The sequence below is a fragment of the Mycobacterium sp. genome (assembly GCF_049280035.1).
Lineage (GTDB): Bacteria > Actinomycetota > Actinomycetes > Mycobacteriales > Mycobacteriaceae > Mycobacterium.
This window is the reverse complement of record NZ_JBAPPI010000364.1, coordinates 1-8,716: the sequence shown is the minus strand read 5'-3', so window position 1 is coordinate 8,716 and position 8,716 is coordinate 1. Positions and strand designations below refer to the sequence as shown.

Below are 8,716 nucleotides of genomic sequence, written 5' to 3'. Positions count from 1 at the left end.
CGACTACGCCGACCTGACCGGCGAGCCGCCGTTCGTTCGCGACAGCATCGATCTGTACCACAAGCAGGCGATCGACACCGGCGCACGCATCGTGCACGCGTGCGGATTCGATTCAATCCCTTCGGATCTCACGGTGTATGCGCTTTACCGGCGGGCACGCGAAGACGGCGCCGGCGAGCTTGTCGGCACCGACTTCGTGGTCCGCAAGTTCTCCGGCGGGTTCTCCGGCGGCACTTTGGCCTCGATGGTGGAAGTGCTGGATTCGGTGTCCAGGGATGCCGACGTGCGCCGCCAATTCGCCGATCCCTACACGCTGAGCCCCGACCGCGGCGCAGAACCCGAACTGGGTGCGCAACCCGACCTGCGATGGCGCCGTGGCCGCCAGATCGCGCCGGAGCTGACCGGTTTGTGGACGGCTGGATTCATAATGGCGCCGGCCAATACCCGAATTGTTCGACGCAGCAACGCATTACAGGACTGGGCGTACGGCAGGCGGTTCCGGTACAGCGAACACATGAGTGTGGGCTCATCCGCCGTGGCACCGGTGGCGTCAGGCGTCGTCAATGGGATCGGCAACGCGGTGTCAGGGTTGGGCAGCCGCTATTTCCGGCTGCTGCCGCGGAGACTGGTGGAGCGTGTGTTACCCAAACCCGGCACCGGTCCCAGTGAAGCCGTTCGCGAGCGCGGCTTTTACAAGGCGGAGACGTACACCACGACGACCTCCGGTACCCGGTATGTCGCCACCATCGCCCAACGCGGAGACCCTGGATACAAGGCCACCGCGGTGCTGTTGGGCGAAAGCGGTCTGGCACTGGCGATCGATCGCGATGAGCTCTCGGAGCTACGCGGTGTGCTCACCCCGGCTGCCGCGATGGGTGACGCGCTCCTGGCGCGGCTCTCGTCCGTGGGGGTGTCGGTGGAAACCGCGAAGTTGGCGCCCCGCTAATTAAATCTGGTCCAACGAACCGCTATCGGACGGCTCCGGCTCCGACTAGTGTCAAGATCGAATTACCACACCATCCCAGTAACGTTAGGTGGACGGTTCATGTCTGGCCTTGATGATCTTCTCGCTCAGATCCCAACGAGTGAAATCGCAACCAAAATCGGCGTCGATGAGGGTGAAGTCAACAAAGCAGTTCAGCTGTTGGTTCCGGTGCTGGTCGGCGGACTGCATGAAAATGCGCAGGACCCCGATCACGCCAGCAAAATCGAGTCCGCGGCTGACAGCCATGCGGCCAGCGGCCTGCTCGACGGCGGCGTGAGCGTCGACCAGGTCGACGAGAAGGACGGTCAGCAAGCGATCGCAAAGATCTTCGGCGGCAATGATGTCGCCCAGGTCGCCAACGCGCTGGCGGGCGGCGGCGGAGGCAACAGCGATCTGCTCAAGCAGCTGTTGCCGATCTTGGCGCCGATCGTGCTGGCCTATGTCGGAAAGCAACTCACCGGAAAGGGCGGAGCTCCTGCCAAGGAGGCGGCCGGCGGAGGGGCGCTCAACGACGTGTTGGGCAGCATCCTTGGGGGGATGGGCGGCAACAAGTCGCTGGGCAGCGTGCTGGGCAATGCGTTGGGTTCCAAGGCGGGCGACATCCTCGGCGGGTTGCTCGGCGGTAAGAAATAACCGCAGAACATCCACCGCATCCGGGCGGTGTTCGTTGCCGACCTCGGCGCTTTCTAGAATTGACGGGTGACCGCTAGCCCCGACCCCACCGCCAACGGGCGGGCTGATGCCCTGCCCAAGGCGTGGGATCCGGGCGCGGCCGAAAGCGCGATCTATCAACGTTGGCTCGACGCGGGCTACTTCGCCGCGGACCCGACCAGCGCAAAACCCGCGTACTCGATCGTGCTGCCGCCGCCGAACGTGACCGGCAGCCTGCACATGGGGCATGCGCTTGAGCACACCATGATGGATGCGCTGACCCGTCGCAAGCGCATGCAAGGTTATGAAGTGCTGTGGCAGCCGGGGATGGATCACGCGGGTATCGCGACCCAGAGCGTCGTGGAGCAGCAGCTCGCGCTGGACGGGAAGACCAAAGAGGACTTTGGCCGCGAGCTGTTCGTCGACAAGGTCTGGGATTGGAAGCGCGAGTCTGGCGGTGCCATCGGTGGTCAGATGCGCCGGCTGGGCGACGGGGTGGACTGGGGCCGCGAGCGCTTCACCATGGACGACGGACTGTCGCGAGCGGTGCGCACGATTTTCAAGCGGCTCTATGACGCCGGTCTGATCTATCAAGCCGAGCGGCTGGTGAACTGGTCGCCGGTGTTGGAAACGGCGATCTCGGATCTCGAGGTCCGATACGAGGACGTCGAAGGCGAACTGGTGTCGTTCCGGTACGGCTCGCTCGACGATTCCGAGCCGCACATCGTGGTGGCCACCACCCGGGTGGAGACAATGCTGGGCGACACCGCGATCGCGGTCCATCCCGATGACGAACGCTACCGAAAGCTGGTCGGCACAACGCTGCCACACCCGTTCCTGGACCGACAGCTCATCATCGTAGCCGACGATCATGTCGACCCTGAATTCGGCACCGGCGCAGTCAAAGTCACGCCTGCCCACGACCCGAATGACTTCGAAATCGGACTACGACACCAGCTGCCGATGCCCTCGATCATGGATACTAAGGGCAGGATCGCCGACACCGGAACGCAATTCGACGGGTTGGATCGCTTCGACGCCCGCGTCGCGGTGCGCGAAGCGCTTGCAGCGCAGGGCAGAATCGTCGAGGAGAAGCGCCCCTACCTGCACAGCGTCGCGCATTCCGAGCGCAGCGGGGAGCCGATCGAACCGCGGCTGTCGCTGCAGTGGTGGGTTCGAGTGGAATCGCTGGCCAAGGCCGCCGGCGATGCAGTTCGCAACGGCGACACCGTGATTCACCCACCGAGCCTGGAGCCGCGCTGGTTCGCCTGGGTCGACGAAATGCACGATTGGTGCATTTCGCGGCAGCTGTGGTGGGGCCACCGGATCCCGATCTGGTACGGCCCTGACGGTGAGCAGATGTGCGTTGGCCCAGACGAGACGCCGCCCGACGGCTGGGAGCAAGACCCCGACGTCCTGGACACCTGGTTCTCGTCGGCGCTGTGGCCGTTCTCTACTCTGGGCTGGCCGTCGAAAACCCCGGAGCTGAAAAAGTTCTATCCGACAAGCGTTTTGGTGACAGGTTACGACATCCTGTTCTTCTGGGTGGCCAGGATGATGATGTTCGGCACCTTCGTCGGCGGAGACGACGCCATCACTCAGGACGGCAGTCGGGGTCCGCAGGTGCCGTTTACCGACGTCTTCCTGCACGGCCTGATCCGCGACGAGTCCGGCCGAAAGATGAGCAAGTCCAAGGGCAATGTCATTGATCCGCTGGACTGGCTGGACATCTACGGCGCCGACGCCTTGCGGTTCACGCTGGTCCGCGGCGCCAGTCCCGGCGGCGATCTCGCGGTCGGCGAGGATCACGTCCGGGCGTCGCGCAACTTCGGCACCAAGCTGTTCAACGCCACCCGGTTCGCGTTGCTAAACGGTGCCCGCCTGGCCCCGCTGCCTGAGCTGGCCGAATTGACCGACGCTGACCGCTGGATCCTGGGACGGCTGGAAGAAGTTCGGGCCGAAGTTGATTCGACACTCGACGGATACGAATTCAGCCGCGCTTGCGAGGCCCTCTACCACTTCACCTGGGATGAATTCTGCGACTGGTATGTCGAACTGGCCAAGACGCAACTGGCCGACGGTCTCACCCACACCACCGCGGTGCTGGCCGCCGTGCTGGACACTATGCTGCGGTTATTGCATCCGGTAATCCCGTTCATCACCGAGGCGCTGTGGCAGGCGTTGACTGGCCAAGAGTCTCTGGTGATAGCCGAATGGCCGAAGCCGTCCGGTATCGGCCTGGATAAGGTTGCTGCGCAACGGATCACGGATATGCAGAAGCTTGTCACCGAGATCCGTCGCTTCCGCAGCGACCAGGGTTTGGCGGATCGGCAGAAAGTGCCCGCCCGGCTATCGGGTATCGACACCGCCGACCTGAGCACCCAGATCGGCTCGGTCACCTCGCTGGCATGGCTCACCGAGCCAGGCCCGGAATTCAGCCCGTCAGCGTCGCTCGAGGTCGGACTGGGCGGGGGTATCGTCGTCGTCGAACTTGACACCTCGAGCACCATCGACGTGGAGGCCGAGCGTCGCCGCCTCGAAAAAGACTTGGCCGCAGCACAAAAGGAACTGGCCTCCACCACCGCGAAATTGGGCAATGCCGACTTCATGGCCAAGGCGCCGGCCGCTGTCGTCGACAAGCAACGAGAGCGTCAACGCGTGGCCCGCGAGGAAACCGACCGGATAACGGCCAGGTTGGCCGGACTGCAGTGAGCCTGGAGCCACCCGATCCCGGATCCACCGGCGTGGTTCCGGCCCCAGACGAGATCGCGGCCTTACTGCAGGTCGAGCATTTGCTCGACCAGCGCTGGCCGGAAACCAAGATCGAGCCGAGCCTTACCCGCATCACTGCGCTGATGGACCTGCTCGGCTCACCCCAACGCGGCTACCCGTCGATTCATATCGCCGGCACCAATGGCAAAACCTCGGTGGCGCGGATGGTCGACGCGCTGCTGACCGCGTTGCAGCGGCGCACCGGGCGGACCACCAGCCCGCACCTGCAGTCGGCGGTCGAGCGGATCGCGATCGACGGATATCCGATCAGCCCGGCCCAGTACGTGGCCACCTACTCCGAGATCGAGCCGTTTGTGCAGATGGTCGACCAGCAGTCCCAGGACGGCGGCGGCCCGGCGATGAGCAAGTTCGAGGTGCTCACCGCAATGGCGTTCGCGGCGTTCGCTGACGCGCCGATCGAGGTCGCGGTCATCGAGGTGGGTCTGGGCGGCCGTTGGGACGCCACCAATGTGGTCAACGCGCCGGTCGCGGTCATCACCCCGATCAGCATCGACCACGTCGAATACCTCGGTAGCGATATCGCCGGGATCGCCGGCGAGAAGGCCGGCATCATCACCAAGGCTAACGAAGGTGCACCCGACACCGTGGCGGTGATTGGCCGCCAGGTACCCGAGGCGATGGAGGTGGTGCTGGCGCAAACCGTGCGCGCCGACGCCGCGGTCGCCCGGGAAGACTCTGAGTTCGCGGTGCTGGGCCGTCAGGTCGCCATCGGCGGCCAAGTGCTGCAGCTGCAGGGCCTCGGCGGGGTGTACTCCGACGTGTATCTGCCGCTGCACGGCGAACATCAGGCCCACAACGCGGCGCTGGCACTGGCCGCCGTTGAGGCGTTTTTCGGTGCCGGCGCGCAGCGTCAACTCGATGTCGATGCCGTCCGGGCCGGATTCGCCGCCGCCACCAGCCCGGGCCGGTTGGAGCGCATGCGCAGCGCCCCGACGGTGTTCATCGACGCCGCGCACAACCCGGCGGGTGCGGCGGCGCTGGCGCAGACGCTGGGTAAGGAGTTCGATTTCCGGTTCCTGGTCGGGGTGGTCAGCGTGCTGGCCGACAAGGACGTCGGCGGCATCCTGGCCGCGTTGGAGCCGGTGCTTGATCGAATTGTGGTCACCCACAACGGATCACCGCGCGCTCTCGACATCGAGTCGCTGGCACTGGCCGCGCAGCAGTGGTACGGACCCGACCGGGTGATCACGGCCGAAAACCTGCCTGCCGCAATCGAAACCGCGACCGCATTGGTTGACGACGCCTTTGCAGGCGGGGAAGTCGGTGAGGACGCGTTCGCCGGGACCGGCATTGTCATCACCGGCTCGGTGGTCACCGCCGGGGCTGCACGTACGTTGTTCGGTCGGGATCCGGCGTGATCCAGCCCGACGCGCCCGATCCGTGGAAGAGCTTCCGCGGCGTGATGGCCGGCACGCTGATCCTCGAGGCGATCGTGGTGCTGCTGGCTTTGCCGGTGGTCGGCGCGGTCGGCGGCGGTCTGACCCCCGTTGCACTGGGGTATTTGATCGGCTTGGCGGTGATCCTGGTGCTGCTCACCGGGCTGCAGGGCCGGCCGTGGGCCATCTGGCTGGACCTTGCCGTCCAGCTGGTCCTGATCGCCGGTTTTCTGGTGTACCCGGGCGTGGGATTGATTGGGCTGCTTTTCGCCGGCGTGTGGGCGCTGATCGCCTACTTACGTGCCGAGGTCCTGCGCCGCCAGCAACGCGGCATGTTGCCCGGCCAGCAGCCGCCCCGCGACTGATTCGTGAAGGTAGCGCGCAGACCCCTGGATTGATCGTTGGGGTTAGCGCGTCAAGTTTTGTCCGGTGTCGGTTGGCACTGGTAGATACAGGGGTGTGCTGACAGGCCGCAAGTATCGCCTCGACCTCACACCGGAACAGGAGGCTCAGTGTGAGGAATTCGGGCGTGTGTGCCGGGCGGTGTGGAACACCGGCTTGGAGCAACGCCGGGCCTATCGTCGGCGCGGAGCATGGGTGAACTACCCTGTTCAGGCCGGGGAGCTTGCCGAGGCCAAGGTCGAGCACCCGTGGTTGAAAGCTGCTCCATCGCATGTGCTGCAGCAGACGCTCATGGACCTCGATCGAGCGTGCCGGACCCAAGGGACATTTCGTGTGCGGTGGCGCTCTAGTCGGCGCTGGCGCACGTCGTTTCGGTTTCCCGACAGCAGCCAGATCGGCGTGGAGCCTCTCAACCGGCGCCATGCTCGAGTGAAGTTACCCAAGCTGGGATGGGTTCGTTTCCGGATGTCGCGGGGGCTCGATGACGCTGTCGTGCGCTCGGCGACGGTGAGCCGCGACGGTGGGCACTGGTTCGTTGCGTTTCTCGTCGACGACGGCGCCCAGGTCCCCGAGATGCATGCCGCTCCAGGTGCTGCGGTCGGGATCGATCGCGGTGTGGCCGTCGCGATTGCCAGCAGCGATCGGCAGCTCATGGACCGCCAATTCCTCACCGGCGGTGAGCGCCGCCGCGTAATGGCGTTGCAGCGCAGGCTTTCACGCTGTGCCCGCTCGAGTCGTGGCCGCGAGAAGACGCGCGACGAGCTCGCTTCGATCCGCAGCCGGGAGCGGCGCCGGCGCCGGGACTTCTGCGCTCAGGCCAGCCATCAGATCGCGGCCGCCAACGCGGTTGTAGTGCTCGAAGACCTCAAGACTCGACAGATGACCCGCTCGGCGAAAGGAACCCTCACCGCACCCGGACGCAACGTGCGCGCGAAGTCCGGACTCAACCGCGCCATCCTGGCCAAAGGATGGCACCAGTTCGCATCGGCACTCGCCTCGGCGGCTCGCTACACCGGGACCACCGTGGTGAGGGTGCCGGCGGCGTACACGTCGCAACGCTGCTCAGCGTGTGGACACCTGGACCCGAAATCCCGCGAGAGCCAAGCGGTATTCCGGTGCACTAGGTGTTCATATCGTGAGCACGCGGACGTCAACGCTGCACGCAACATCCTGGCCGCAGGGCTTGCGGTCACCGCCTGTCAAGACCGACCTCAACCCTCGGGTCGGGCGCGGTCGTCGACGCAGGAACCAGCAGGAAAACGCGAGGAATTACTGCTCCAACCGTACCGGCCCACAGCGGCCTGATACGGGTTGGAATCCCCCCGGCTTCAGCCGTGAGGAGGACGTCAATCGCCAGGTACGCTGTCCGCCGTGACACGCGCCCGCGACGCGATAATGCAGTGGGGGCACCCCCAGCCGCGCGCCGGCAAGGGGACAAAGCGATGAGGAGAGTGGCGCGGATGACCGAGCGGACTCTGCTGTTGATCAAGCCCGACGGGGTCGAGCGGCGCTTGGTGGGCGAGATCATCGGCCGCATCGAGCGCAAAGGCCTGACCGTCGCGGCGCTGGAAATGCGCGTTATCGATGACAAGCTGGCCCGACAGCATTACGCCGAACACGACGGCAAGCCTTTTTTCGGCTCCCTGCTGGAGTTCATCACGTCGGGACCCCTGGTGGCGGCGATCGTGGAGGGGCCGCGGGCGGTCGCGGCTGTGCGCCAACTGGCCGGCGCGACCGACCCCGTCGAGAAGGCTGCGCCCGGCACCATCCGCGGTGATTTCGGTCTCGAAACTCAGTTCAACCTGGTGCACGGCTCCGATTCACCAGAGTCGGCTGAGCGCGAGATCGCGCTCTGGTTCTCTTAAGCTCTAACCGGGGTTCGGTGCACTCGGTCCGAGTCGCCCCGACGGTATGGGATACTGAGTAGCGGGTGAACGTCGCCGGACCGGCTTCCGACGCCCGAATGAAGACTTCGACAAGCGCGACCACCGCGAACCGCGATACGGGCGCCGACTGTCCAGCCATCATTCACAACCGGCGCCGAGTGTGTTCGAAAGGGCCGCTCGGGGCGAGACCATCACAAGTTCGGGAGAAGTGACCCGGACCCATAGCAAAGCCCTCGCGTGGCCGCGTCGCAAAGGACGCGCCCGGGGGCTTGAGGAGAATACGTGATAGACGGTGGCCCATCCTCAGAGCTTCCAGAAGACTCGTCGCAGCACGAGGACCTGCCTGACCGGCTAAGGGTCCATTCGCTGGCCAGAGTGCTCGGGACGACCAGCAAACAGGTGCTCGACGCACTGGCTGAACTCGACGGGCGGATCCGTAGCGCCCATTCCACCGTGGACCGCGTCGACGCGGTCCGCGTGCGCGACCTGTTGGGCAGCGCACCGGCTACTGCCCCCGGCGCGGCGGTCGTCGCGACCGAGCCGGAGGCAGCCGCTGCGGCGGATGAACCCGAGTCCCGGCTGATGCTGGAGACGGCGGTTGATCGTCCCGAGTACATGCCGCT

At 65.5% G+C, this 8,716-nt stretch carries 7 protein-coding genes and 1 pseudogene; all 8 read left to right on the top strand.

Going from position 1 to position 8,716, the window contains the following annotated elements; translation table 11 throughout:
• The coding region (locus tag WAN71_RS12260; RefSeq protein WP_422225582.1) for a saccharopine dehydrogenase family protein at nucleotides 1–946 on the top strand (946 nt) is incomplete at its 5' end.
• A 99-nt stretch (nucleotides 947–1,045) separates the two neighbouring features.
• Nucleotides 1,046–1,618 (top strand): DUF937 domain-containing protein, encoded by a 573-nt coding sequence (locus WAN71_RS12255; RefSeq protein ID WP_422225581.1) that lies wholly within the window; start codon nucleotides 1,046–1,048, stop codon nucleotides 1,616–1,618.
• Nucleotides 1,619–1,684: 66 nt separating this feature from the next.
• Nucleotides 1,685–4,348: a valine--tRNA ligase gene (locus tag WAN71_RS12250; RefSeq protein WP_422225580.1), complete on the top strand. Its 2,664-nt coding sequence runs from the start codon at nucleotides 1,685–1,687 to the stop codon at nucleotides 4,346–4,348.
• Entirely contained in the window at nucleotides 4,345–5,787 is a 1,443-nt protein-coding gene (gene folC, locus WAN71_RS12245) for a bifunctional tetrahydrofolate synthase/dihydrofolate synthase (protein WP_422225579.1), read from the top strand. The genes WAN71_RS12250 and folC overlap by 4 nt, the downstream gene beginning before the upstream one ends.
• Before the next feature lie 44 nt (nucleotides 5,788–5,831).
• Entirely contained in the window at nucleotides 5,832–6,170 is a 339-nt protein-coding gene (locus WAN71_RS12240) for a DUF4233 domain-containing protein (protein ID WP_422225583.1), read from the top strand.
• Between the two features lie 64 nt (nucleotides 6,171–6,234).
• Nucleotides 6,235–7,512, top strand: coding sequence for an RNA-guided endonuclease InsQ/TnpB family protein (locus WAN71_RS12235; RefSeq protein ID WP_422225578.1), 1,278 nt, complete (start codon nucleotides 6,235–6,237; stop codon nucleotides 7,510–7,512).
• A gap of 155 nt (nucleotides 7,513–7,667) precedes the next feature.
• Nucleotides 7,668–8,072: a nucleoside-diphosphate kinase gene (ndk, locus tag WAN71_RS12230; protein WP_422225577.1), complete on the top strand. Its 405-nt coding sequence runs from the start codon at nucleotides 7,668–7,670 to the stop codon at nucleotides 8,070–8,072.
• 303 nt (nucleotides 8,073–8,375) lie between these two features.
• Nucleotides 8,376–8,716: pseudogene (locus tag WAN71_RS12225) on the top strand (ribonuclease E/G); the annotation flags it as partial.

Coding starts and splice junctions, on each gene's coding strand:
- WAN71_RS12255 (WP_422225581.1), top strand. CDS start 1,046: ATGTCTGGCCTTGATGATCTTCTCGCTCAGATCCCAACGAGTGAAATC.
- WAN71_RS12240 (WP_422225583.1), top strand. CDS start 5,832: ATGGCCGGCACGCTGATCCTCGAGGCGATCGTGGTGCTGCTGGCTTTG.
- ndk (WP_422225577.1), top strand. CDS start 7,668: ATGACCGAGCGGACTCTGCTGTTGATCAAGCCCGACGGGGTCGAGCGG.